The 24,823-nt window shown below is 58.7% G+C and carries 26 protein-coding genes, 1 tRNA gene and 1 pseudogene; 17 read left to right on the top strand and 11 right to left on the bottom strand.

Annotated elements, in window-relative coordinates:
- Positions 1-226: 226 nt before the first annotated feature.
- Both BTW08_RS11585 and bfr read left to right on the top strand, forming a co-directional pair.
- Positions 227-430, top strand: a complete 204-nt coding sequence (locus tag BTW08_RS11585) for a (2Fe-2S)-binding protein (RefSeq protein WP_075562681.1) — start codon at positions 227-229, stop codon at positions 428-430.
- A gap of 311 nt (positions 431-741) precedes the next feature.
- Positions 742-1,224 carry a bacterioferritin gene (gene bfr / locus BTW08_RS11580; protein ID WP_075562680.1) on the top strand — a complete coding sequence of 161 codons (483 nt, stop codon included), beginning with the start codon at positions 742-744 and terminating at the stop codon, positions 1,222-1,224.
- 151 nt (positions 1,225-1,375) lie between these two features.
- On the opposite strand, the gene BTW08_RS11575 is transcribed toward bfr, so the two are convergent.
- The 5 genes from BTW08_RS11575 to BTW08_RS11555 form a co-directional block, all read right to left on the bottom strand.
- A complete protein-coding gene (locus tag BTW08_RS11575; protein WP_075562679.1) occupies positions 1,376-2,467 on the bottom strand; it encodes a 5-(carboxyamino)imidazole ribonucleotide synthase in 1,092 nt (363 codons plus the stop codon).
- A gap of 2 nt (positions 2,468-2,469) precedes the next feature.
- Positions 2,470-2,970 carry a 5-(carboxyamino)imidazole ribonucleotide mutase gene (purE, locus tag BTW08_RS11570; protein WP_075562678.1) on the bottom strand — a complete coding sequence of 167 codons (501 nt, stop codon included), beginning with the start codon at positions 2,968-2,970 and terminating at the stop codon, positions 2,470-2,472.
- Positions 2,971-3,148: 178 nt separating this feature from the next.
- Positions 3,149-3,379, bottom strand: coding sequence for a DUF1653 domain-containing protein (locus BTW08_RS11565; RefSeq protein WP_075562677.1), 231 nt, complete (start codon positions 3,377-3,379; stop codon positions 3,149-3,151).
- Entirely contained in the window at positions 3,379-4,254 is an 876-nt protein-coding gene (gene tcdA, locus BTW08_RS11560) for a tRNA cyclic N6-threonylcarbamoyladenosine(37) synthase TcdA (RefSeq protein ID WP_075562676.1), read from the bottom strand. The genes BTW08_RS11565 and tcdA overlap by 1 nt, the downstream gene beginning before the upstream one ends.
- Before the next feature lie 10 nt (positions 4,255-4,264).
- Positions 4,265-5,083: a pseudouridine synthase gene (locus tag BTW08_RS11555; RefSeq protein WP_075562675.1), complete on the bottom strand. Its 819-nt coding sequence runs from the start codon at positions 5,081-5,083 to the stop codon at positions 4,265-4,267.
- 196 nt (positions 5,084-5,279) lie between these two features.
- Here BTW08_RS11555 and BTW08_RS11550 point away from each other — a divergent pair, with 196 nt between their 5' ends.
- From BTW08_RS11550 to BTW08_RS11530, 5 genes are all read left to right on the top strand, one after another.
- Positions 5,280-6,008 (top strand): NAD-dependent deacylase, encoded by a 729-nt coding sequence (locus BTW08_RS11550; protein WP_075562674.1) that lies wholly within the window; start codon positions 5,280-5,282, stop codon positions 6,006-6,008.
- Positions 6,009-6,250: 242 nt separating this feature from the next.
- The gene (locus BTW08_RS11545; protein ID WP_075562673.1) at positions 6,251-7,204 is read left to right on the top strand and encodes a bile acid:sodium symporter family protein; all 954 of its coding nucleotides are present in this window, start codon (positions 6,251-6,253) and stop codon (positions 7,202-7,204) included.
- A gap of 96 nt (positions 7,205-7,300) precedes the next feature.
- The gene (locus tag BTW08_RS11540; protein ID WP_075562672.1) at positions 7,301-8,107 is read left to right on the top strand and encodes a tRNA-uridine aminocarboxypropyltransferase; all 807 of its coding nucleotides are present in this window, start codon (positions 7,301-7,303) and stop codon (positions 8,105-8,107) included.
- A 279-nt stretch (positions 8,108-8,386) separates the two neighbouring features.
- Complete coding sequence (locus tag BTW08_RS11535; protein ID WP_075562671.1) at positions 8,387-9,094, top strand: metal-binding protein ZinT; 708 nt, start codon at positions 8,387-8,389, stop codon at positions 9,092-9,094.
- A gap of 66 nt (positions 9,095-9,160) precedes the next feature.
- Positions 9,161-9,237, top strand: a tRNA-Arg gene (locus BTW08_RS11530).
- A gap of 106 nt (positions 9,238-9,343) precedes the next feature.
- Here BTW08_RS11530 and lpcA read toward each other — a convergent pair.
- Complete coding sequence (gene lpcA / locus BTW08_RS11525; protein WP_083627834.1) at positions 9,344-10,015, bottom strand: D-sedoheptulose 7-phosphate isomerase; 672 nt, start codon at positions 10,013-10,015, stop codon at positions 9,344-9,346.
- Between the two features lie 78 nt (positions 10,016-10,093).
- Here lpcA and BTW08_RS11520 point away from each other — a divergent pair, with 78 nt between their 5' ends.
- The 4 genes from BTW08_RS11520 to BTW08_RS11510 all read left to right on the top strand — a co-directional run bounded on the left by BTW08_RS11520 (position 10,094) and on the right by BTW08_RS11510 (position 15,290).
- Positions 10,094-10,837, top strand: coding sequence for a sulfite exporter TauE/SafE family protein (locus tag BTW08_RS11520; RefSeq protein ID WP_083627833.1), 744 nt, complete (start codon positions 10,094-10,096; stop codon positions 10,835-10,837).
- Positions 10,838-10,974: 137 nt separating this feature from the next.
- Complete coding sequence (locus BTW08_RS18970) at positions 10,975-11,154, top strand: hypothetical protein (protein ID WP_139313640.1); 180 nt, start codon at positions 10,975-10,977, stop codon at positions 11,152-11,154.
- A gap of 576 nt (positions 11,155-11,730) precedes the next feature.
- Positions 11,731-14,571 carry an AAA family ATPase gene (locus BTW08_RS11515; RefSeq protein ID WP_075562668.1) on the top strand — a complete coding sequence of 947 codons (2,841 nt, stop codon included), beginning with the start codon at positions 11,731-11,733 and terminating at the stop codon, positions 14,569-14,571.
- A 290-nt stretch (positions 14,572-14,861) separates the two neighbouring features.
- On the top strand, positions 14,862-15,290 hold the full coding sequence (locus tag BTW08_RS11510; protein WP_075562667.1) for a polyketide cyclase: 429 nt from the start codon (positions 14,862-14,864) through the stop codon (positions 15,288-15,290).
- Here BTW08_RS11510 and BTW08_RS11505 read toward each other — a convergent pair.
- A complete protein-coding gene (locus BTW08_RS11505; RefSeq protein WP_075562666.1) occupies positions 15,277-16,122 on the bottom strand; it encodes an alpha/beta hydrolase in 846 nt (281 codons plus the stop codon). The genes BTW08_RS11510 and BTW08_RS11505 overlap by 14 nt on opposite strands.
- A 145-nt stretch (positions 16,123-16,267) precedes the next feature.
- Between BTW08_RS11505 and BTW08_RS11500 the strand changes: the two genes are divergently transcribed.
- The 3 genes from BTW08_RS11500 to BTW08_RS11490 all read left to right on the top strand — a co-directional run bounded on the left by BTW08_RS11500 (position 16,268) and on the right by BTW08_RS11490 (position 18,370).
- Positions 16,268-17,125 (top strand): LysR family transcriptional regulator, encoded by an 858-nt coding sequence (locus BTW08_RS11500; RefSeq protein ID WP_210403241.1) that lies wholly within the window; start codon positions 16,268-16,270, stop codon positions 17,123-17,125.
- Between the two features lie 376 nt (positions 17,126-17,501).
- On the top strand, positions 17,502-17,705 hold the full coding sequence (locus tag BTW08_RS11495) for a cold-shock protein (protein ID WP_071229947.1): 204 nt from the start codon (positions 17,502-17,504) through the stop codon (positions 17,703-17,705).
- Between the two features lie 146 nt (positions 17,706-17,851).
- The gene (locus tag BTW08_RS11490) at positions 17,852-18,370 is read left to right on the top strand and encodes a GNAT family N-acetyltransferase (RefSeq protein WP_210403240.1); all 519 of its coding nucleotides are present in this window, start codon (positions 17,852-17,854) and stop codon (positions 18,368-18,370) included.
- A 71-nt stretch (positions 18,371-18,441) separates the two neighbouring features.
- Here the strand turns inward: BTW08_RS11490 and BTW08_RS11485 are convergent, their stop codons facing one another.
- Positions 18,442-18,705, bottom strand: a complete 264-nt coding sequence (locus BTW08_RS11485) for a type B 50S ribosomal protein L31 (protein ID WP_075562664.1) — start codon at positions 18,703-18,705, stop codon at positions 18,442-18,444.
- Between the two features lie 157 nt (positions 18,706-18,862).
- Here BTW08_RS11485 and BTW08_RS11480 point away from each other — a divergent pair, with 157 nt between their 5' ends.
- Positions 18,863-19,168: a hypothetical protein gene (locus BTW08_RS11480; RefSeq protein WP_075562663.1), complete on the top strand. Its 306-nt coding sequence runs from the start codon at positions 18,863-18,865 to the stop codon at positions 19,166-19,168.
- A gap of 10 nt (positions 19,169-19,178) precedes the next feature.
- Here the strand turns inward: BTW08_RS11480 and BTW08_RS11475 are convergent, their stop codons facing one another.
- A complete protein-coding gene (locus tag BTW08_RS11475) occupies positions 19,179-19,457 on the bottom strand; it encodes a hypothetical protein (RefSeq protein WP_075562662.1) in 279 nt (92 codons plus the stop codon).
- A gap of 177 nt (positions 19,458-19,634) precedes the next feature.
- Here BTW08_RS11475 and BTW08_RS11470 point away from each other — a divergent pair, with 177 nt between their 5' ends.
- A complete protein-coding gene (locus BTW08_RS11470) occupies positions 19,635-21,212 on the top strand; it encodes a BCCT family transporter (protein ID WP_075562661.1) in 1,578 nt (525 codons plus the stop codon).
- 165 nt (positions 21,213-21,377) lie between these two features.
- Positions 21,378-22,955: a BCCT family transporter gene (locus BTW08_RS11465; RefSeq protein WP_075562660.1), complete on the top strand. Its 1,578-nt coding sequence runs from the start codon at positions 21,378-21,380 to the stop codon at positions 22,953-22,955.
- Between the two features lie 133 nt (positions 22,956-23,088).
- Here BTW08_RS11465 and BTW08_RS11460 read toward each other — a convergent pair.
- Positions 23,089-23,334: pseudogene (locus tag BTW08_RS11460) on the bottom strand (Hsp20 family protein); the annotation flags it as partial.
- A gap of 169 nt (positions 23,335-23,503) precedes the next feature.
- Complete coding sequence (locus BTW08_RS11455; protein WP_075562659.1) at positions 23,504-24,718, bottom strand: TraB/GumN family protein; 1,215 nt, start codon at positions 24,716-24,718, stop codon at positions 23,504-23,506.
- Positions 24,719-24,823: the final 105 nt, after the last annotated feature.

The raw sequence follows: 24,823 nt of genomic DNA, 5'->3' as shown, positions 1-24,823 counted from the left end.
ATCGTAAAACAGATTCCCACAGACATCGTAAGTAGAGCGAATCACAGGACGCCGCGACCCGAAAGGGCGCGGCGTTTTGGTGTCCGAGCGTCAAAGGTCCCCGACGTGTGTTCAGGTTCCGTTAAGCCACTGGCGAATACTTTAGGCGAGATGATTCTGATTCCGGGTTGAAATTGCCTATGCGAATCATTTACATTTGCTATCTAGTTACCAGTGAGGCTCTCCCGTGTACGTCTGTCTCTGTGTAGGGGTCACCGACCGCGATATCGAAAATGCCGTCTCCAACGGCGCCCGCAGCTGGCGCGAAGTTCGCGAGACAACCGGCTGTGCCGGCCAGTGCGGCAAGTGCGCCTGCACCGGCAAGAGCGTCATGCGCGAGGCGATCAGTCAGGAAATGGCGATGGATCTCGATCTCGCCTACGCCGTTTGAGTTCGACTCTCCTTTCTGGCGGAGACGTTTCCCTTTGATTCTGCAGCAATTCATCCTCTTTACCTGCCGACCGACGCCTTCTCGCTAGCGCGATTCGTTATCAACCGTGTTCCCATCTGTCAATCGCTTGCAGATGCGATCTTGTCGTAACCTACTGTAATAGTTGTAATTTATTCTCCTCTTGAGGGATACTGCCGCTACCGGATCGACACTGCCAATTGTGGTAGCGTGATTCACGCGGGAGTGCGTGGCCAAGCGTGCCTCCCCATCGCCAGATACTGGTTATTCGATGCAATGAGGAGAACACGACAATGAAAGGCGACGCCAAGGTCATTTCCTATCTCAACACCGTGCTCGGCAACGAGCTGGTCGCGATCAACCAGTACTTTCTGCACAGCAAGATGTACAAGGACTGGGGCTTCAGCGTGCTGGCGAAGTGGGAGTACGAAGAGTCGATCGAAGAGATGCAGCACGCCGATAGGCTGATCGAGCGCATCCTGTTCCTGGAAGGCATTCCCAACCTGCAGGATCTGGGCAAGCTCAATATTGGCGAGAACTGCCAGGAGATGCTGCAGAGCGATCTCAAGATCGAGCACAAGGCTCGCGCCGATCTGCAGGAGGCGATTCCCTACTGTGAATCCGTCCGTGATTACGTCAGCCGCGATCTGTTCATCAAGATCCTCGACGACGAAGAAGAGCACATCGATAAGCTCGAAGCGGAGCTGGGCCTGATCGACAAGGTCGGTATCCAGAACTATCTGCAGAAGCACATGTTTACGACAGAAAAAGAGTAATCCGCTAGATTCCCTCTAGCGGTCGGCGACTGCGCAACCGCTCTTGCCGTCAATGAAAAGCCCCGATGTCGGTTCACTGACATCGGGGCTTTCGCTTGTCTGTGGCTATGTCTTGAAGACTAGACGTCTCGACCGTCTCGAAATCTCTGACTTAGCCCAGATCGTTCTTGAGCAGCAGTTCGACCGCATCGATGCGGGTCTTCAGCGTTTCGTCATCGGCGGCCAGCACGGTGATATGGCCAATCTTGCGGCCGGGGCGGGGCGCCTTGCCGTAGTCGTGCCAGCGCGTTCCGGGCAGCGCCAGCACGGCATCGCGTTCCGGGAAGGCGCCAATCACGTTGAGCATCGCGCACGGTGCCAAGCGGTCGGTCTCGCCCAGCGGCAGGCCGGCAATCGCTCGCACGTGATTCTCGAACTGGCTGGTCACCGCGCCCTCGATGCTCCAGTGGCCGGAGTTGTGCACCCGCGGGGCGATCTCGTTGGCGAGCAGGCCGGCGGCAGTGACGAAGAATTCGAACGCCATCACCCCGACGTAGTCGAGCTCGTTCATGACCCGGCTGGCGTAGTCTTCCGCCTGCGCCTGCAGCGGATGAGACACCTGCGGCACCGAGCAGTGCAGAATGCCCTGACGATGCTCGTTGCGCACCACCGGCCAGTGGCGGATCTCGCCGTCGCGGCTCCGCACGGCAATCACCGAGATCTCGTGGTCGAAGTCGATGAAGCCTTCGAGAATCAGCGGCACGCCGCCCAGTTCGTCGAACGTCCCGGCGACCTCCTCGGGCGCGCGCAGCACTTTCTGGCCCTTGCCGTCGTAGCCCATGGTGCGCGTCTTGATCACCACCGGCAGTCCGATCTCGCTCACCGCGGTGTCGATATCCGCCTGGCTGTCGATCCGGGCGATCGGTGGCACGTCGATATCCAGCGAGCGGAACAGCGACTTCTCGAGCCAGCGGTCCCGGGCCGTGGCGAGCGCCTGCGCCGGCGGATAAGCCGGGCGCTGTTCGGCCAGTCGTTCGACCGCCTCGGCCGGCACGTTCTCGAATTCGAAAGTGATCGCGTCGCAGGTCGCGGTCAGCGTATTTAGCGCCTCCGGATCCTGCCAGTCGGCTTGCAGATGCTGGCCGTGGGCGGCGGCACACGGCTCGCTGCCGGGATCGAGAAAGGTAAAGCGCAGGTCCAGCGGTGCGCCGGCCTGGGCGAGCATGCGGCCGAGCTGGCCGCCACCGACGATGCCGATTCGCATGGTCACTCCTGGTCTTCGGGTCGAGGATCGGGGTTGTCGAGCACCTTGCGCGTCTGTTCGGCGCGGTAGGCTTCCAGCGCTTCACGAATGCGCTCATCGTGATTGGCCAGCATGGCGGCGGCCAGCAGGGCGGCGTTGATCGCCCCGGCGCGGCCAATCGCCAGCGTCGCGGTGGGGATGCCGGCCGGCATCTGGACGATGGAAAGCAGCGAATCGACGCCGGAAAGCGTGCTCGATTTCACCGGCACGCCGAGCACCGGCAGCCGCGTCTTGGCGGCGCACATGCCCGGCAGATGGGCGGCACCGCCGGCACCGGCGATGATCACTTCCAGCCCACGGTCGGCAGCGGTCTCGGCGTACTCGAACAGCAGATCCGGCGTGCGGTGAGCGGAGACCACCTTGGTTTCATGCTCGATACCCAGCTTTTCCAGGGTCTCGACGGTATGGCAGAGAGTCGACCAGTCCGACTTCGAGCCCATGATCACGCCGACGCGTACGCTCATGCTTCCTCCCGGGGAAATGATTCGCCGGCCCTGTTGGAGATACCACCGTGTAGGTTGTGGCTACTACCGCGTGGATTGCCGGGCCGTCGTTTGGAAAGCAGCGCATTGTACGGGAATACGGGGAATCGATCAGCCGTAAAATCTGCCCTGCAGCAAACCGTCATCGCTTGAGCCGCGTTCAGCGAAACGCCTTCTCCAGCGCGAATCTCGCCACCGGCTCGTCGCTGACGCTGACCTGCTCGCAGAACATGGTGAGCGGGCGCACCCACAGGCCGTAGTCGCCGTAGAGCGCGCGATAGATCACCAGCCACTCTTCGGTCTCGCTGTGCTGAGCCACGTCCAGCACCTCGTAGAGCTGGCCCTTGTAGTGACGATAGATGCCCGGCACCGGCTTTTGGTGGTCACTCATCAAGAAATCTCCTGGGTGGGGGCTGACGCTTCTTTGTCTGCCGATGTTTCCATGTCCTCGGCGGCGCGTTTGGCTTTCTCGGCCAGCCGGGTCAGTACGCGCCCGGCGGCGACGAAGCCGAAAGTGCCAGTGACCACGCTGACCGCACCGAAGCCGGCGGCGCAGTCGAGCCTTGTGGCCTGACCCGGGGCCGGTTTCTGCAGGCAGACTTCGCCGTCTTCACCGGGGTAGACTAGCTGCTCGTCCGAATAGACGCACTCGACGCCGAAGCGGCGCTTGGGATTGCGCGAGAAGCCGAAATCGCGGCGCAGTTTCGAGCGCACTTTGGCCAGCAGCGGGTCGTGTTCGGTGCGAGTGAGATCGGCCACGCGCACGCGGGTCGGATCGCTCTGACCACCGGCGCCGCCGGTCACCGTGATCGGCAGCTTGCGCCGGTTGCAGTAGTGGATCAGCGCGGCCTTGGCGCCGACATGGTCGATGGCGTCGATCACGTGGTCGGCGTCGGCCGGAATCCGCTCGGCCAGATTGGTCGGGGTGATGAAAGCGGCGTCGGCATGAATCTCGATCCCCGGCCAGATCGCGCGGCAGCGTTCGGCCAGCACCTCGACCTTGGGCTTGCCGAACTGGCCGTCCAGCGCATGGAGCTGGCGGTTGACGTTGGAGACGCAGACATCGTCCAGATCGATCAGGGTCAGCTTGCCGATGCCGGAGCGCGCCAGCGCCTCGGCGCTCCAGCTGCCTACGCCGCCCACGCCGATCACCACGACATGCGCGCGACGAAATGCGTTGGCCGCGCGGGTGCCGTAGAGGCGGCGAATGCCACCGAAGCGGAAGTCGTAATCGTCGTTGTCTTGAGTCTCGGTCAATTCGGTCATGGGCTCTCGATCATAAAGGGATGTCGATCGGTTCGGCAGCCTCAGCAGCGCTGGCGCCATCTTCCCACCGGGCACCGTTCTGCGTCAGATGTGCCTGCCAGCCGAACCGCGTGAGCAGGGCGGAAAAATGATTGTCGGGGGCTGCCTCCAATGTCAGCGTGCGGCCCTCGAACGGGTGTCGAAATTGCAAGAAAACCGCTGCGAGCAGCAGATGCGGGCAGTCCAGATGATCGCGAAAGTAGCGGTTGTGAACGCCCTTGCCATGCTTGGCATCATTGATGATCGGGTGCCCACAGTGGGCCAGGTGACGCCGAATCTGATGGCGCCGGCCCGTCTTCGGTCGCGCTTCCATCAGCGAATAGCGCGAGTGCGGGTAACGATCAACCGCCACCGGAAGCTCCACCGTCGCCAGCCGCCGAAAATGGGTCAGTGCGGCTTGCGCCGGCATCTCTGCCTTGGGCCGAGTGCCGTCTTCCTCACGTAACGGCGCATCGACGCTGACCGTCTCCGGCCCCCAGCCGCGAACCACCGCCAGATAGCGCTTGGTCATCTGCTGCTCGGTGAACGCCCGGCTCAGCGCAGCGGCGGCATCGCTGTCCAGCGCGAACAGCAGGACGCCGCCGGTGGGGCGGTCCAGCCGGTGCACCGGATAGACGTGCTGGCCGATCTGATCGCGCAGCGTCTGCATCACGAAACGGGTTTCGCCGCGGGCCAGCGCCGTACGATGCACCAGCATGCCGGGCGGCTTGGCCACGGCGATCAGGCGCGCATCGCGATAGATGACCGGCAGCGGACCAAGGCGCTCGGTTGGGGTAAGCGGCGCGGTCATGAATTGGCCAGGGAAGTCGAGTAGAGCGCTATTGTCGGGGCTGACGCGGGCGATCTCAAGGTCTGGGCATGTGGGCGGGACACAAGGGCTGGGCAAGGAGAGCTGGGCAAGGACGCTGGACACGAGGGCTGGGCATCCGCGCTGAGTAAGGCTAGCCTCGGGACAGCGAATGAACCCTCGGAATGAGCCTGTGCCCATGAGTGATATCGATTCCCCGCATCTGGTCGTGCTGACCGGTGCCGGCATCAGCGCCGAAAGCGGCCTCAAGACCTTCCGCGATGGCGATGGCCTGTGGGAAAACCACCGCGTCGAGGATGTCGCGACGCCCGAAGCCTGGGCGCGGGATCCGGCGAGTGTGTTGCGCTTCTACGACGAGCGCCGCGAGCAGACCCGCCGGGCCCAGCCGAACGCCGCGCATCGGGCGCTGGCCGAACTGGAGGCCGCGGGGTTTCGCGTCAGCGTGATCACCCAGAACATCGACGACCTGCACGAGCGCGCCTGTTCCCGTGAGGTGTTGCACCTGCATGGTGAAATTCTGCTGGCGCGTTCTTCCGCCGACGCCAACCTGCGTTATCCGGTGGAGGAGACATCGACGAATGGCACCATCGCGCTCGGCGATCTATGCGACAAGGGCAGCCAGCTGCGCCCGGACGTGGTCTGGTTCGGCGAGGCCGTGCCGCGCTATGCCGACGCCTGCGATATCGTTGCCGAGGCCGATGCGTTGCTGGTCGTCGGTACCTCGCTGGCGGTCATGCCCGCCGCAATGCTGCTGGATCAGGCCCCGTTCGAGGCGCCGTGCTGGCTGGTCGACCCCCACGCGCGGGACCTGGCGCCGCCGGGGGTGAGCCCCATCGCCGAACCGGCCAGTCGCGGCGTGCCGGAGCTGGTGGCGCGCTGGAAGTCGCAGGGTGACTTTGCTGGCTGAGCGTTTTGGCCGACCGAGCGTTGTGACTGACTGGGCGCTCAAACTGGCGACGCGTTTCCTCTGGCAGGGCGTTTCGCACCATTAGCGGCCTTTTGCCTATTTAGTCGCGGCGTCCGGTGCGGCAAAATGGCGCGCCCGGTCGGCGTCGGCGTGATATCGCCTCGGCATCGACCCCAACAGAGCCGCTCGAGCGGCCCAGGTGTGCCAAGCCGGCACGCCACTCATCGCTAGGACACTTCATCATGTTTGAACGCATCAACCGGTTGTTCCCGGTCTGGGCCGTCTTGCTGGCCGTCATCGCCGCTTTCGAGCCGCAGCTCTTCGTCGGGCTGAAGGCGGATATCACGACCCTGCTGGTGGTGATCATGTTTGCCATGGGCCTGACGCTGACCCGCGAAGACTTCGCGCGGGTGATCAAGTCGCCCAAGCCGATCGCCGTCGGCGTCGTGCTGCAGTTTCTGATCATGCCCGTTGCCGCGCTGCTGGTGTCTCGCGTGCTACAGCTCAGCCCGGAGCTGACCACCGGCATGATCCTGGTCGGCGCCACCGCGGGCGGCACCTCTTCCAACGTGATGACCTGGCTGGCCGGCGGCCACGTGGCGCTTTCCGTGTCGATGACCATGGTTTCCACCGTGATTTCGGTCGTCGCCACGCCGTTCATCACCTGGCTGCTGGTCGGCCAGACCATCGACGTGCCGGTTCTCGGCATGCTGGTGAGCATCGCCAAGCTGGTCATCGCGCCGATCGCGCTGGGCGTGATCGTGCATCACCTGCTGGGCGCGCGTATCCGCAAGATCGAATCGGCGCTGGCCACGCTCGCCATGGCCGCCATCGTGCTGATCATCGCCATCGTCGTCGCGCTCAATGCCGGCAACCTGGCCACGCTGGGGCCGATCGTCGCGATCGCCGTCATCGCCCACAACGGCATCGGGCTCACTGCCGGTTACTGGCTGAGCCGCGCGCTGGGCTTCGACATTCGCACCGCTCGTACCATCGCTTTCGAGGTCGGCCTGCAGAATTCCGGCCTCGCGGTCTCGCTCGCCAACCAGTTTTTCACCGCCGGTGCCGCGCTGCCGGGGGCGCTGTTCTCCGTCTGGCACAATGTTTCCGGTTCGCTGCTGGCGGGTTACTGGAAACAGCGGGGTGTTCGCGCCAAGGGCACGACGGCAGAAGCGAGCGAGAGCGTCAGCCGCTGAGATCGATACGAATGTTGTCTTAATTCCGACGCTGGAGAAGCGGGGCGAAGTGCTAGAATGCGCGCCCCGCTTTTTTGTGCGCGAGACAGCCGAACCATGCGTGATGATGCCGAACTGACGACCGAATCCCGGCCGCCGAGCGAGACCGAGTTTCCGAGTGCCGAGGCCAGCCGCGAAGCGGTCGTCGATGATGCGACCCCGCCGCGCCGCGAGTTCAAGGCCCGGGGCAGCTTCGTCGAACGTTGCGATGGCTGCCGCCTGCCGGTGCTCAACTGCCTGTGCCCTTATCGGGTCATGGCGACGAGCGATGCCCAGGTATGGCTGCTGACGCACTCCTACGAACATCACAAGCCCACCAACACCGGGCGCCTGATCGCCAACGTGTTACCGCAGACCCAGACCTTCACCTGGTATCGCACCGAGCCGGAGGCACGCCTGCTCGAGCTGCTGGCGGATCGGCGCTACGTGCCGTTCGTCGTTTTCCCCGATGACCAGCCGGACTATCAACACCGCGTGGTCGACGAGCGCGCAGTGATCAGCGCCAAGCAGGATGGCTTCATTCCGGTGTTCATCCTGATCGACGGCACCTGGCGCCAGGCGCGGCGTATCTTCCGCAAGAGCCCGTACCTGGATGGCCTGCCGGTGCTGCCGCTGCATACCGACCGGCTGACCCGCTATCGGTTGCGCAAGCCGGCATCGGCTGCGCATCTCTGTACCGCCGAGGTCGCCGCCGAACTGCTGCGCAAGACCGGCGATGTCGACGCCGCCGACGTGCTCGACGACTATTTCGATGCCTTCAACCAGAGCTACGCCGAGAGCCGCTTTTATCGCAAGATCGAGAAGCCCAGCGCCGCCATGCAGCGCCTGCTCGACCGACGTGCCCTAGAAACGACCGACGCCTGAGCGGCTTTTTCGTCTCATCCGCCGGATGAGTTCTGGCCCGACCCGACTGCCCCGCAGTGATAGAGAACTGGCAGAGAGGTGATAGAGAGGTGGCTAAGAAGCGATAGAGAGATGGCTAAGAAGCGATAGAGAAGTGACAGATGAGTCGCGGCAGACAGGCCGCGCCGTCGGTTTCACGCTGTCCTGAGCGTTCGCAGTGATTGATAAAATGTTATGATATAACGTATTGTATTGGTGGCGGTGCAGTCTTCACGTCATTCAGAAAAAGAGATACGGATCATGAAATTATTATCAGTGCGGAGCGCGGGTGTCGTGGCGGTCGGTTTGCTGACCATGGGGAGTTTCCAGACCGTCCTCGCCGAGGATCATGGTCATAGCCACGAGCATGACGATCACGGCCACAGCCATGACCATGAACACAGCCATGACCACGAACACAGCCACGATCACGACAACGATATCCATGCGGGTTACTTCGACGACGACCAGGTCGAAGATCGAAAGCTTTCCGACTGGGATGGGGAGTGGCAGTCCGTTTATCCCTATCTTCAGGACGGCACACTCGATGACGTCTTCGCCCACAAGGCCGAGCACGGCGACAAGAGCGCCGATGAGTACAAGGCCTATTACGAAAAGGGCTATCGGACCGACGTGAACCGTATCGTCATCGACGGCGACAAGGTCACTTTTTTGGATGACGGCGAAGCGCATACCGGCGAGTACGCCTACGACGGCTACGAGATACTGACCTACGAAGCCGGCAATCGTGGCGTGCGCTATATCTTCGAGCGGGAAAGCGGCGACGACGACGCCCCGCAGTACTCCCAGTTCAGCGACCACGCCATTTCGCCCACCCATGCAGACCACTACCACATCTATATGGGGGACGATCGCGACGCGCTGCTCGATGAAGTCGTCAACTGGCCGACCTACTATCCCTTGAAGCTGAGCGGTGAAGAGGTCGCCGAAGAGATGATGGCGCACTAGGCGCTATTCCGGGCCTCCGCTGCACTCGCATCGGAGGCCCCGGTAATGTTATCGTCTGCGCCGTGCGCCCGAGTGGCTCAACTGGATAGAGCAACGGCCTTCGAAGCCGTGGGTTGCAGGTTCGAGTCCTGCCTCGGGCGCCATTTCGATTGATCTCGAACCATCCCGCCTTACCGAACCGCGCATCATCACCAATGTTGCCTGCTGTTCGGCTCATCAGTACCCACTCTGCATTACGATCTTCAAAGCTCACGCGACCAGTTTTTCCACCATCAAAATGATCGAGTGGATCACCTTGATATGGATCTCTTGGATGCGGTCGGCATAGCCGAAGTGAGGAACCCTAATTTCCACGTCGGCGAGCCCCGCCAATTTGCCGCCATCCTTGCCGGTCAGCAGTATGACGTTCATGTTCTGGGCCCTGGCTGTCTCGACGGCCTTGATGATGGTTTCGGAGTTACCCGAGGTCGAAATGCCGAACAGCACGTCTCCTTGCCGGCCTACGGCTTCGACATAGCGCGAGAAGACATACTCGTAGCCGAAGTCATTGGCGACACAGGAGAGGTGGCTGGGATCGGAAATGGCGATGGCCGGCAAGCCCCGGCGGTTCTCCCGAAAGCGCCCGGTGAGTTCTTCGGCGAAATGCATGGCGTCGCAGTGTGAACCGCCATTGCCGCAAGCGAGAACCTTCCCACCGGCTTTGAAGCGTGCCGCCAATAGCTCCGCCGCCTGCGCGACCGCTTCCAACTGGGCTTCATCCTGGCTGAAGCGGGAAAGCACCTCGGCGGCTTCGTTCATCTGGTCTCGGACGATCTCTTTCAATTCCACGGGGGCTTCCTTTGAGCTGGCATGGCTGACGAGGATAGCAAGCCTACACGCCCGAGGCCCTCGATGCGGTAATGCAACGCTTCGGATAGTCATTCGTCATCTTGTCAGCGTGGGGTGAGCGCCGCACACTCTCGAGTTCCCGCACGATCCCACCTTCAGCATGGATACCCCGTGACCTTCGAGACGATTCTGATCATCGCCTGTGCCTATCTGGTGGCCGCCTTCGTCAAAGGGGCGACCGGCCTGGGGTTCTCGACATCCGCGCTACCCATCCTCGCGCTTGGGCTGGGACTAAAGTTCGCGATGCCGCTGGTGATCATTCCCTCGCTGGTCAGCAATGCGATCGTGATGAGACAGGCAGGGCACTTCGGCGAAACGGTGCGGCGCTTCTGGCCGATGTTTCTTGCCACCATTCCCGGCCTGTTGATCGGCCTCGCCGTGCTGGATCTGATCGATAGCCTCGTCGCCGGCGCGATACTCGGCGTGGTGCTGATCGGCTACGGCGCTTTCACGCTGTTTCGCCCCGGCCAGCCGATGTCGGAGGACATGGGCCGAAAGCTCGCGCCGGTGTCCGGGTTTCTCACCGGACTGGTCAATGGCATGACTGGATCTCAAGTCATGCCGGTGCTGCCGTTCCTGCTCGCGCTCCGGCTTGATCCCAAGCGGTTTATCCAGGCAATCAATATCTCCTTTAGCCTTTCGAGCCTGATCATGGCCGTGGGCCTGGCAAAACTGGGGCTCATGACGGTCGAATCGGTCTGGATCTCGCTGTTGGGGCTGATACCCGTCTACGTCGGCACCAAGGTCGGCGGCGTCGTACGTCAGCGGATGGACGCCGATACCTTCCGCAAAGTGGTGCTGCTGATGCTGATCGCTTTCGGCGTGGTGCTGGTCAGCAAAACCGCTCTGGCATAGGGCGGATAGCGCCATTCAGGACGCGCATAAGGGGCCAAACTCGTTGCAGAGCCGTCACGCTGCTGGGTTACGAATAGGCAATAGTGGGGCTGGCCAGCGATGTGGTAGTTTCGCTGATCGACTATCAATGACTGGGTATGAATCGAATGATTAAAGGCGTGATTTTCTGTGTGTGCTTCCTTGTCGTGCAGCTCATGGTGTTGAGCCATATCGATAACCGCCTATCGCCTTCTTCCAAGGATGCGCGCCAGGTTGTAACGACGACGCCAGCAGTCAACCGGGAAAAGAAAGACGAGAAGGACGCACGTCCATCTTGATCATTCCGATGGGCTGAGAGCACACCAGCCTGAAAGGGGGGAGGGCGATGAAGCAGTGGGCGCTCTCAGCCATTCCGCCTTCCCTCTCATAGCACCTCTTCACGCACTGCCTCCACCTACCCTAGCCTTGGCCCTTATAGGGCGAGCGAATAGGCGTCATCGCCCCCTGTGGCCATCCTCTGGTTTTTGTTCTGCCGAGCCCCGCCGCGCGCTGTCGACTCCCCGCCCCGCCTGCGCGCTAAATGGGTCGATTCTGATGCAACGTTGCAGAGTGCGCCAAGCCGCGCCAGCACTGGGGCGGCGGGGCGATTTGAGGCAGGGAAAAGCGATGCGGAATGATGCATTTTGCAGCCTCCTCGACTAAAGGCGGGAGCCATTGGGTAGAGAAGTGAAACATAATGTGTCACGTTGATACATATTGCATTCCTAATGAAGCTTGACAAAGCCTCACTGGTTCAAGTTTTAGCGGTGATTATGTTCGTTTTCAGTGTGCCCATTTAAAAGCTATTTTAATGCCATTAGATCGCCCCTATAACTGGGCTGAGAAGTAAGAATCCAAATTAAAGGATGAGTCGGATGAGTCAGTATCTGATGAGCTTCGTAAAACAAAACCTTTTAGGAAAGTCAGATGCATATCTCTCGCTTTTATGGTGCATGTATAAAGAAAATCAGGATAAGGGGCGATATTCAGATCATATAAAGTCTTACCTGACGACAATGACTGATGAATTGCTTAATGTGGATTATCAGCGTATGGCAGTGCGCGTTAAGCGCGTGCTTGATAAAAAACCAGAGTTGAATTGGGTTGCTCCTTCTGGATTGAATGCTTTCTCTACGCTCCAAGTTAAAAATTTCAGGGGGTTTGGAGAGCTGAATGGAGGTGATGAGGGAACGTTTATTAGGTTTGGCAAGAAAAAGAATATCTTTTATGCTCCGAATGGTGGCGGTAAGTCCTCTCTATGTGAAGCGTTGGAGTTGGCGACTACAGGGCACATTAAAGAAGCTGATCGACGGAAAACCAGGATCAAGGAGTATATTTCAAGAGGGGGTATGAAAAATAGTCTGGTTTTAATGGACGAACAAAAACAAATTGTCTCTCGTAGTTTGAACTGGTCTTCATGTTTTATTGATAGAAATCGCCTGCAAGAATTCTCTTTGTTGGGTTCTAAGGACACTCGCAGCGCAGAGGGTGACGTGATTGCGAGCCTATTCGGCCTTGAGGGTTTTCAAGAAGTTCTATCACGTTTCGTGAAGCCGGAGAGTTTTAAGCTGGGTCATTACCTGAAGCCCGAACCTACGGAAAAAATTGCCGAAATGCAGAGGGCTATAGCTGGGTTTATGGAGCAGCGACGCGATATCGCTCTAAGGATATCTGACCTCAATATCTTAGTGTGTCAGAACTTAGACCTTGTGCCTGATCAACAGAATGCTGTGCGAGGGAAATTTAGGCGATTACAGAAGTTGGCAGATATTAAGGTTCGTAAGGCTGAACGGTTAAGGCAGTCAAAGACTCCTGCCACGATTTCAGAAAAAAGAGTATTCCGCACTGCAGGGATCGTCCAGCGCTTGTTAGACAGGAAGTCATTAATTGATGCTGTACTTGTGGAAAAAGCTGAATCTGTCAATTATCAAGCGTTGTATGTTGCTATTCAAGCCGTTGAGGACATCGGAGGTAATAAAGTCTGTCCTGCTTGCCTAACATCCCTCAGCGAAGTTTCTAAAAATCCTTTCGAGAACGCGCGAAACGAGCTTCAATCTTTGGATGATTTGAGAAAGCTCAAAGCGTCCAAGAAGCGTAATGAAACGCGGATAGTCCAGGTCGCTTCCAAAATTGCATCCAGCATATCAGATATTAATCGGAATTCTTTTCTTGGTATTAACTGTGAGATTGCCCTTGGTGAAATTAAGTTGGCTATCGAAAAGTTTCAAGATAGCACTGAGCGGCGTGAAACGGCATCACAGGTTATAAGATTGTTTCTGAGGCTCATTGAGCGGGACGGTGATGAAATTGTAAGATATATAGCGTGTTGTCACCAGGCGTGTAAGGATGTAGCTGAGTCTGAGTCTCAAGCATTGCGTCTTGAGAGGCAAGTTGAAAGTATAAAGGAAAAGTTAGATTTATTAATGGCTAGGTTTTCCGAGAAAAGAACTCTGCAAGAACAGTTTTCATTAGCTGGCGAGAACATCAAGTCGTGTTTTATTCAACATGAAGATTTGAAGGGCGGCAATGTTGATAATACTAGGTTTAATTCTTTTGTGAGCCAGCTGGAGTCGGAGTATGGAAGGCTTTATGACGACCTTCTGGATTATAAGGTGTCTCTCGAAAGGGCGCGTATAGCTGGTATTGAAGGGAAGGCTGCTGAATACTATAAGGACATCAACCGCCATGATGATGGTCATGAACAGATTGACTCTCTGTTCTTCGAGAAAGCTAGGGATGGTTACAGGATAAAAATAGTAGATAATATTGGTGAACACTTCGATGCTTTTTCAGTTTTGAGCGAAGGCCATTTGAGAGCCCTTGGTTTGTCACTGCTCTTGGCTATGGCAGAAAAAAACCAGTTCCCCCTCATTGTTTTTGATGACGTGGTTAATGCAATCGATAGCGAACATCGCTCGAATATTATCGATCTTTTTTTCTCAGATCCGTATCTGGGAAATATTCAAATGATTGTTACTACACATGATAGGTTGTTTTGGGAACGGTTTTGTATTATTTCAGAGCGGCATCCGCAATGCGACCAATATTTCAGTTTTGTTTTGAGTTATACGAATAGAGGTGTGATATTGATCGATCACGCGGGGGGCTTTCAAGAAAAGATTTATCGGGCATTGAACGTCTACGACATCCGTCAAGCTTTAATTTACTGCCGGATATGGTTCGAGTCCATAGTTGTTGAATACTGTCTGAAAAACAAAATCTCTATAACTGCTAAATTTTCAAAGCATCAATTAAAACGTGATAATTATCTGACAATCAGTTTGGAATCCACCTTTGCACTTGTTGAGCCTGAACTCGCCTATGATTCGAGTAATTTTGATCTTATAAAAAGTGATTTGATTAATTGGAGTGGCCAAAATCAAGAGCATCATGCGTTCGACGAAGGCAATTTAAACTTTGTGCATTCGAAGACAAGCATGGAAGTCGTTAAGATTTACGATGCTATTCGTCTGCTTGAGTGTCAACTTTTTCCAGAGGAGAAAAAAGAATCATGTACGAGATTGCTCCAAGACATCAATACGAAAATTCCAAGATATGCTAGTACTATCGATAAGCTAGATAGAGCCCCCGACAACGTTAAAAAGCAACATCAGGACAGACTGACTGCGCTACATCAACGTGCCAAGGAGATCAATCAAGAGCTGTCCTACATTGAAACTTGTCTAGCAAGCACCGAGAGAGGCTCGTACGCCTGAACTGGTCGAGCGGGTTTGGCAGGAGCAGCGACATATTCGATAAGCGGGGCGGCAACGGCATCCCCTCTCAGGAGGCACGCCAGCAGAAACCCTTGGCATACCAGAAGGTATATAGCACGTCTTTACTAAGGAAAAAACGATCTATAATCAATGGTATATAGGCTATTTGTAGGCCTGCCTCGGTCTCCGTCGCTTATTCTTAGGCTTGGCCTGACTCTCGACGAATACCCTATTCTGTCCGCTCATCGACGCGACTATCGTGATCCTTCCTCTATATGAAGGCTAAGGCCATGCACGACGCGGTCACGATCAGTCTCACCGTCGATTGCCCCTGGCAGTCTGTCTATGAAGCCTTTTGGCGGCCGGAGGCTTTTCCTCTGTGGGCTTCCGGGCTGAGCCAATCCCAACTCAGCCGGCAGGGCGAACGCTGGTTGGCGCAGGGCCCGGAGGGCTCGGTCGTCATCCGCTTTACGCCGCATAACTCTTACGGCGTCATGGATCATTGGGTCGAGCTGGAAGACGGGCAGGAGGCCTATGTGCCGCTGCGCATTATCGCCAACGGCGATGGCGCGGAAGTCCAACTGACGCTCTTTCGTCTTCCTCTGATGGATGAAGCAGCGGATGAAGCGACATTTCAGCGCGATGCCGATTGGGTCCGCCGTGATCTGGCGGCGCTCAAGGCGCTGGCCGAAACGACGATATCGATCAGTGCCGGTTGATGAACTCGATCACCAATTGGGCGATGGCGTCCGGTTGGTCCTCGGGTGAAAAATGGCCGCAGTTCTCCAGAACGGTGAGTTCCGAACCCGGAATGTCCGTATTCAGGCGGTGAGCGTAATCCACGCTCTGCCAGGCATCGTCCGCACCCCAGATCAGCTTGACCGGCAGGTTGCCCAGCTCGCGCAATCGTTCAGCCACTTCCAACGTATGCTTTGGGTCGTAGTGGCGTATCTGATGCTGGAACAGGCTGGGCTGGCCGATCGGGCCGCTGATGAAGTCGAGGTAGATATCGAGCGCGGAAGCTTCCAGCGCGCTCTGGTGATGAACGGCGGTCAGCAGCCACTCGCGAAAGTGGGCGCGGTGTTCGTCATCGGGAACCTTGATCAGTCTTTCCAGCCCAGCAGCCATCTGTTGGCGGGTGCGTGGCGAGGGGTAGCTGTCGTAACTCACCACGTCGATGAGCATGAGCGAGCGCACTCGATGGGGCTGGAAAATGCCGAAACGTTGGGCGATGCCCCCGCCGAAGTCATGCGAGACGAGATGCGCTGTCTCCAGCCCCCAGTGATCCATCAGCTTTTCCAGCACCGGGACCTGAGCGGAAATCGAGGTGTCGATCGAAGGGTCCCAGGGGCGCTCGGAGTGCCCATAACCCAGCAGATCGAAGAGATGAACGCGGTAGCCGGCGTCGACCAGCCGGGGCATCACATGACGCCAGATGAGAGAAGAGGAGGGCGTGCCATGCAGCAGCACGATGGGGTCGCCCTGGCCGTAGGCGCCGTGAGCGATACGTTTGCCGTCGATCAATACGTTGTCGATCGCAATGGGTTTCATGTTCCAGCTCCGGCTTGAGGTGTCTCGGTGAGCTTGCGAGACTTGGCAGCATGACTCAAATGAGTTATTTCACGATGATGATCGATATTTGTCATGTTGACCTTGACGCGATTCGCGTATGGCTCGGTCTCTGGGAGTGACGCAAGTGAGTGCAAGACTGGAAATGGGGGCGTTGCAGGCACTGCAGGCCGTTGTCGATCAGGGCGGCATCACGCGGGGTGCCCATTCCCTGGCGCTGACGCAGTCAGCCGTCTCGCACAAGATTCGGCGGCTCGAGACGGCGCTGGGTTGCGAGCTGTTGGCGAGGCGCACCGGAGCGCCATTGTTGACCCCCGAGGGCGTAAAACTCTTGCGTTACGCACGCCGCATTCTGGAGCTGCATGACGAGGCGATAGTCAGCCTGGGGACGGAGCCATTGAGCGGACGAATCCGGCTCGGTGTCACCGAAGATACGACCAGCGGCGGGCTGTCACGCATTCTGGGAAGATTCGCCCGGCGTCATCCGGAGGTTGTGGTACAGACGCGCGTCAGTCAGAGCCTGACCATCGAAGGTCAGCTCGACCGGGGCGAGATTGATGTCGGCTTTCTACAGCTGTTCGAGCATCGTCAGCGAGCTTCGGATGTGGTGGTTGCCCGGGAACCGCTGCATTGGGTGAAATCGCCGGATCTTACGCTCGATACGGGTCGACCGTTACCGCTCGTTGCGTTCGATGATGACTGTTTCTACCGTCAGTGGGCGATGGAGGTCGGGCAGTCGCACCCCCCGGGTTTCACTACCGTCATGACCTGCGGGAGCATCGCTGGTGTCGTGTCGGCAGTGCTCTCCGGGTTGGGCGTGACACTCTTGAATAGCCGCCACATCACGCCCGAGATGGAGATCATGAAGGCCGCGTTTCCTGAGCCGCCGCCGATCGTTTACGTCATCCGAACCGGGCGCAAGAGTTACTCCAGTGCGGTTCTTGGGTTGGTCGAGGCGATTTCTGGAGAGACTGATCGCGTCTGAAAAAGAGAGGTGGCGAGGGGTGTCGCCGGGTCGGCGCTAGCGCGGGAGAGGCTTACACTCGTGTCAATCGCACCTTGCAGCCGAACTTTTGAGAGTGCAGGCTGCGAAGTGAGGGAAGAGAGGCTATGATCTCTCTGTGGGGAAAATTTCGGTCTGTAGACCGAGATGGAAAGTTTCTCGCTTTCCGATGAACACAGGGGTTGACGGGGTGACGATGAGAGCGCAAACTGACGGCCTAGTTGGTTAGCAAGTCGCATATTGTCAGTTGCACTCGAATCATTCGGTAGCCTGGTTATATCCCCTTGTTTTACCCACTATATCGGGTAGCACCCGGCAATCGTAATTAAGCGTTAAGCGCATTAAAGGAATTCGTAACATGGCAACTGGCACAGTTAAGTGGTTCAACGACACTAAAGGCTTTGGCTTCATTTCTCCGGCAGACGGTGGCGACGACCTGTTCGCACACTTCTCCGAGATCCAAGCCGACGGCTTCAAGTCTCTGCAGGACGGTCAGGAAGTTTCTTTCGACGTCACTCAGGGCAAAAAAGGTCTTCAGGCTGCTAACATCAAGCCGCTCTAAGACTTTCGGTAGATTCTTCGCCTTAGGGCGATAGAGCTTCCAGCACCAAGGCCCGCTAACGCGGGCCTTGGTGTTTTTGTGTGTTCATATTATTCATTGACGCTCCTGCCTCCGAGCTTCAGGTAGGCCACGGGACCGTTCAAGGCATGGCCGCCATGCAGATCGTCGACGCCGACAGTCACCACCTCTCAGCCATCACGGATATCTTCAATCACTATATCCTGCACACCAATGCCCGATTCGAAACGTCGCCCCTGACACTGGAAGATAGGCGGGAGTGGTTTTCTCAATTCGCCAGGAACTCACGGTATCAGCTGCTCGTGGCGGTGGAAGGGGGCCGGGTCGAAGGCTTCGCGGGTGCGCAACCCTATCGTAAGACCTCGGCGTTTTGCCAAACGGTGGAAACCACCATCTACCTGGCTCCTGACAGGGCAAGACGCGGTATCGGTACACGACTTTATTCAGCGTTATTCAGCCGTCTGAGTGAACAGGAGCTGAATCTCGCCGTCGCAGGTATTGCCTTACCGAATGAAAGCTCCATAGCGCTGCATGAGAAATTCGGATTTCGTCGCGTTGGGACCTTCGAGGACTATGCGATCAAGAACGGCCAGTTCCTAAGTGCTCTATGGATGCAGAAGCACCTGGTGCGGCGGCAGGACGGGTAAAAGCGAGTGGCACTCGCTAGACCAAAACCAACCCCAGCGGCTAGATCGGCTGGGGTGGCTGAAGATACTGCTTAGCTCTGGCGACGCGCAGCGATGCTGCCGAAGCGGCGCTTGAACTGGGCGGCGCGGCCTTCGGTGCCGACCTCGCGCTGCTTCCCGGTGTAGAACGGGTGCGAAGCAGAGGAGATGTCGAGATGAACGAGCGGGTAGGTGTTGCCGTCTTCCCACTCGATCGTTTCGTCCGAGGTCATGGTCGAGCCAATCTTGAAGTACTCGTTGACGCTGGTGTCGTGGAAGATGATCTGGCGATAGTCGGGATGAATGCCGTTTTTCATGGGAATCTCCTGTTCGGGTAATTTTGTTATGTTATTACATAATTGATGTGTTGGCCAACCTTTCCTGCCGGGTGAGGCCAGACCAGCCTGGCTTGTGCGCATCGAGACACGATCCGTTATCATCGCGTCTCACCTATCAGCCAGATAACGATTCTGCATGCACAACCTCTACATTCCCGTCGTCGCCATATTGGTGGTAGCCGCCATCATTTTCGGTGGTCAGGCCATCTCGGACAGCCAAGTCGATGACGACATTAAGGCGCTGATTTCACAGCAACTAGGCTCCGACCGCGAGATCGAGTTGCAGTCAATGAAGGAGGTGCAGAAGGGCTATGGCGTGTGCGGGCTTTATCAGACTGGCGAACGTAGCCAGCACGCCTCACCTTTTTACTATAGCAAGGTCAACGAGCGCGTGACTCTGGACGCCGAATCCGAGCGATATCGGCGTCACTGCGAGGGCTGATACAGGAGGATCAAATCTGTTGAAAGCGGTCGATGCGTTCGCGAATGGCATTTTCGGGGCCGATGAGATCCTGCAGGTCCCGTTCTGTCAGGCCAATATCGCGATGACCGTGGACGATGGAGGTGTAGTTCTCGCCTTCGCGGATCGCTTCCTCCACGAGTAGCGAAAGCTCCTTGCGATCATCGAGAGAGGTCGGGTCGAAGCTTTGCCGCGAACGCTTGAACTGGTTGGCTTGTTCTCTGCGACAGCGAAGCAGCAGACTTTCCGTGATGAACGACGTGCTTTTCATGGATCGTACCCCCGACGGCGAAGTTCACTCTGAGATTAGAACCAATTCGAAGCATTTCACCATTGGCTTTTTGTTGTAGGCCGTTGGTTGTTGACGAAGAAACAGGGGCGGTGCGTTTGCGATCTACGACCAAGGTCGGTAGGGTCTGGCCCTTCATGCCTAAAGAACCGACCTGATATGACCTCCGACAACAACATGCCGGCCGCTCGGCGTGGCCGATTTGGCGATCCCGTGGTTCTAGTACTGACCATCGGTTTCATCGTCGCATTTGTGCTGTTTTCAGCGATCTCTCCCGACGCTGTGACTGATGCCATTGGCGCCGGCTTCACCTGGACAGCCGCAACGTTCGGCAGTTTTTTCCAGTTGCTACTGCTACTGACGTTCTTCATCGCGCTCGGTATCGCGATCTCGCCAGCCGGCCGCGCGCGCATCGGCGGCACGGATCGCCCCGAGATGAGCACGTTCAAATGGATCTCGATCATCCTGTGTACCCTGCTGGCAGGTGGCGGCGTGTTCTTCGCCGCCGGCGAGCCGGTCTACCATTTCGTGGTCACGCCCCCGGCCTTCGATACCGAACCCGATACCGCGGCTGCTGTCCCGGCTGCCCTGGCACAATCATTCATGCATTGGGGCTTTCTGGCCTGGGCCGTACTCGGCACGCTGCCGGCCATCGTGCTGGCGCATCAGCATTATCATCGCGGGCTGCCGCTTCAGCCGCGCACGCTGCTGGCGCCGATGATTGGCGAACGTCGAGTCCGTGGCGTGCTAGGCAGCGTGGTCGATGCGGTCTGTGTCATCGCGCTGGTGGCGGGTACGGTCGGCCCGATCGGCTTTCTCGCTACCCAGGTCAGCTTCGGCTTTCATGAGCTTTTCGGCCTGATGGACGGCTACGGCACCCAGTTGATCATCATGGCGATTCTGGGCGCTATCTACGTGACCTCAGCGGTGACGGGGATCGACCGAGGCATTCAGATTCTCAGCCGTTTCAACGTAATTCTGGCGATGGCCATCGCGGCAGTGATTTTGGTGTTCGGTCCGACGCAATTTCTCGCCGATGCCTGGTTCCAGGGCTTCGGCACTTATTTGGGGTCGTTCTTCGAGATGGCTTCGATGACCGCACAGACCGCGCCGGCCTGGTGGATGAAATGGTGGACGGTGTTCTTCTTCGCCTGGTTCATCGGCTACGCGCCGTTGATGGCCATCTTCGTGGCGCGGATCTCGAAAGGCCGCAGCATTCGTGAAATGATCGTCGCCGTGGCGATTCTTGCGCCGCTGGCGACCACGGCGTGGTTCACGCTACTGGGCGGTTCGGGGATCTTCTACCAACTTCATGGCCTCATCGATCTCACCGAGCCGTTGCAGAACTTTCGTTTCGATGTCGCCACGCTGACGGTGGCGCAGGCGTTGCCGGGCGGTGTCTTGATGGCGCTGGCGATTCTGCTGCTGACCACGATCTTCGTGGCGACCACGGGAGATTCGATGAGCTATGCCATTTCCGTGGTGTGCGCGGGTCATGATGAGCCCAAGCCTGCGCTACGCGCTTTCTGGGGCGTGGCTATGGCATTGATGGCGGCGATACTGCTGAAAATGGGCGCCGGTCAGATTAGCGTGCTCCAGCAATTCATCGTGATTTCGGCGATTCCGGTGTCGCTGGTGTTGCTGCCGACTCTCTGGCACGGGCCAAAGTCCGCCTACGCGATGGCGCGAGAACAGGGCCTGCTGGGTGATACTCGGACGACCGCAATCGCTGACTAGCCCAGCGCCAAACCCTGAGTGCAACGCCCCCGATAGTGGATCATCGGGGGCGTTTTGCGTTGGAGGCGAGATTATTGGTGCAGAGAAGCTGGTGATTGGATTTGAGATCTACGACTAAGGTCGGTAGTGTGTCGCGCTTCATGCCTAAAGAACCCGCCCTCTGATATGACTCCCGACACCAACGTGCCATCGACGCAGGGTGGCCGTTTTGGCGATCCCGTCGTACTTGTACTGACCATCGGCTTCATCCTGATCTTTCTGGCCGCATCGGCAATCGCGCCGGATACGGTCGCCCAGGTGATCGATATCGGCTTTACCTGGTCCGCCAAGACCTTCGGCAGCCTGTTTCAGCTTTTGATGCTGCTGACGTTTTTCATTGCCATCGGCGTCGCCGTCTCGCCGGCCGGGCGCGCGCGAATCGGTTCGCAATCGCGGCCCGACATGAGCACGTTCCGCTGGGTATCGATCATTCTGTGTACGCTGCTGGCAGGTGGCGGGGTGTTCTTCGCCGCCGGCGAGCCGATCTATCACTTCGTGGTCACGCCCCCGGCGTTCGACTCCCAGCCCGGCACCGCGGAAGCCATTCCCAACGCGCTGGCCCAGGCCTTTTTCCATTGGGGGTTCACTGGCTGGGCGATTCTCGGCACGCTACCGGTGGCGATTCTGTCGCATCAGCACTATCAGCGTGGCATGCCTTTGCAGCCGAGAACGCTGCTGGCGCCGGTCTTCGGCGACCGGCTGGTGAAGGGCTTCCTCGGCGGCGTGGTCGATGCCCTCTGCGCGATCGCCGTCACCGCGGGTACGGTAGGGCCGCTGGGCTTTCTGGCCACGCAGGTGAGCTTCGGGCTCCACGATCTGTTCGGCCTGCCGGGCGGTTACGAGGTCGAGCTGATCATTCTGGCAGTGCTGGGCGCGATCTACGTAACCTCGGCCGTTACCGGCATCGATCGCGGCATCCAGTTTCTGAGCCGTATGAACGTGATTCTGGCATTGGTGATCGGCGCCATCATTCTGCTCTTCGGGCCGACGCAGTTCCTGGTCGACAGCTGGTTCCAGGGTTTCGGTACCTATCTTGGGCACTTCTTCGAAATGTCGACCATGACCACGGTCACCGCGTCACCGAGCTGGATGAAGTGGTGGACGGTCTTCTTCTTTGCGTGGTTCATCGGCTTCGCGCCGCCGATGGCGATCTTCGTCACCCGGATCTCGCGGGGGCGTACGGTGCGTGAAATGATCATTGCCACGGCCGTGCTGGCGCCCATCGTCACCACGGTCTGGTTCACGCTGTTGGGCGGTTCGGGCATTTTCTACCAGCTGAGCGGCGCGATCGATCTCGCCGAACCGCTGAAGAACTTCCAGTTCGATATCGCCACCTTGACCGTCGCCCAGGCGCTGCCCGGCGGCACCTGGATGGCGCTGGCCGTGCTCGTGCTGACCACCGTGTTCGTGGCCACCACCGGTGACTCGATGAGCTATGCCGTCTCCGTGGTGTGTGCCGGCAACGATGAGCCGAGCACCGCGCTGCGGGCATTCTGGGGTATCGTTTTCGCGCTGATGGCGGCGATCCTGCTGGCCATGGGCGAAGGCCAGGTCAGCGTACTGCAGCAGTTTCTGGTGATCCCCGCGGTGCCAGTGGCACTGATCCTGGTCCCTACGTTATGGCATGGCCCCAAGGCGGCCTATGCAATGGCAAGAGCGCAGGGCGTGCTCGACGAGTCGCCGGCAACGACGCCGTCACGCTGACAGCGTTCGGACCCTGATCTGAACAAGACGAGCCGGACAAGACGACACCCCCGACGGATCTCTCCGTCGGGGGTGTCTTCGTCTGATCGGCCGCCATTGTTTCGGTGGCCGGCCCTCACCCGGTTCTCGCGGTTCAGGTAGTGGCCGTCTCCGTGGTCGGTTGAGTCTCGGTCAGGCGGTGCTGACTGCCGTTGATCGGGATCTGGCGTGGCCGCTGTTCTTCGGGAATCACGCGCAGCAGATCGACGATCAACAGGCCGTTTTCGAGCCGGGCGCCCTGAACCTCGATGTTCTCGTCGAGCCTGAACGACAGCTTGAAGGCGCGCTGGGCGATGCCCTGATGCAGATACTGCGCTCGGGCGTCTTCCTGGCGCTCGCCTTTACCTGCGGTGAAATAGGGCCGCCGAATTCTTTTTCAAGCGAGGAAGTCGAAGAATCGTGGAGAAGTTTCGGTCGGCTCGAAACCGGCATGGTTGCCGGTCTCAAGCGCTATACGGTGACGGCGATAGGCGTTTCAAGCGTCCGCTGTCGACGCAAGCTCGGCGCGATCAGCCGAACAGCTGGCCGGCGATGCGCAGACCCGCGACCCAGGTCGCGATGGCGGAGCCTACGCTCGACAACAGGAATACCAGCAGCGTGCGGGCGACGCGATTGCGCCACCAGCCCTGCCAATGGCTGACGTCGCTGCGTAGTCGCGAGAAGTCGCCGACGGTGGGGCGGCGAAGATAGAGCTCGACGCCGGCGGTCACGAAGCCGACGCCGATGGTCGGATTGAGCGAGGTCAGCGGGGCACCGACGAAGGCGGCGATGATCGTCAACGGATGCGCCAGGGCGATCAGCGCGCCGAGCGCGGAGAAGCTGCCATTGATCAGCACCCATTCGGCCACCAGCGACCAGCCGAGTGACGTATCGCGGCTGAAACCGATGGCGAAGCCGGTCAGGACCAGGGCGACGATCACCCACGGGATCACTTTCCACCAGCGCGAGCGAGGGGCGGTCGCCTCCAGGTTGGCACGCTCCTGGATCACGGCATCGAGTTCGGGGGGCTGCTGGTTCAAGGTCTGCAGATGATCCGTCATGCCCTTGAGGTGGCCGGCGCCGATCACCACCAGCACGCGCTTGGCGCTGCCGTCCGGCAGTTCCTCGATCAACTTGAGCGCCATATAGCGGTCGCGCTCGGTGATCAGCGGCTCATAGAGCGTCTGGGACTGTTCGGCGAATTCGGCGAAGGTGGACTCGAGTACGTCGCCCTGCTTGAGCTTTTCAATCTCTTCGCTCGAGACTTTCTGGCGCGACAGCACGCTACCCAGCAGACCGGAGATCAGGCTGAAGCGCTTGTACCAGGGCACGTTCTGATAGATGCGCTTGAGCGTCACGCCGATTTCGCGATCGATCAGGTAGAGCGGCAGCCCGGCACGCTGCGTCTCCTTGACTGCCGTGCGCATCTCCGCGCCGGGCTCGATTCCGGACTGCTCGGCGACCCGTTGCTGGAAGGCGCCCAGCGCCAGACTGGCGACGACCATCCCGGCCTTGCCCTGCTTGAGCACCTGAAACAGATCGAGCTTGGCCATGGCGTTGGGCTGGACGAGGCTCTGGTGGCGCGAGGTGCAAAGTTCGATCGCGACGGCATCGAATTCGCCGGAACGAATCAGTTCGCGAACCTCGTCGGCGCTGGCCTGGGAAACGTGGGCGGTACCCAGCAGCGTCAGATGATGATCGGCGAGATCGACGGTCTCGCGAGGTCCGGCAGCGGTGTCAGACATCAAGGGCGTTCCAGGCTGAAAGAGATAAGGCGGAAAGATCGTAAGCTGAATGATTGTAAGCTGAGAGATCCTCGCCCCATATTGCACGTCGTGCCGCCAATTCCA

Origin of the sequence: Salinicola sp. MH3R3-1 (assembly GCF_001937155.1) — a bacterium.
GTDB lineage: Bacteria > Pseudomonadota > Gammaproteobacteria > Pseudomonadales > Halomonadaceae > Salinicola > Salinicola halophyticus.
The sequence above is the reverse complement of the archived record's forward strand: the minus strand, read 5'-3'. Positions and strand labels throughout refer to the sequence as shown.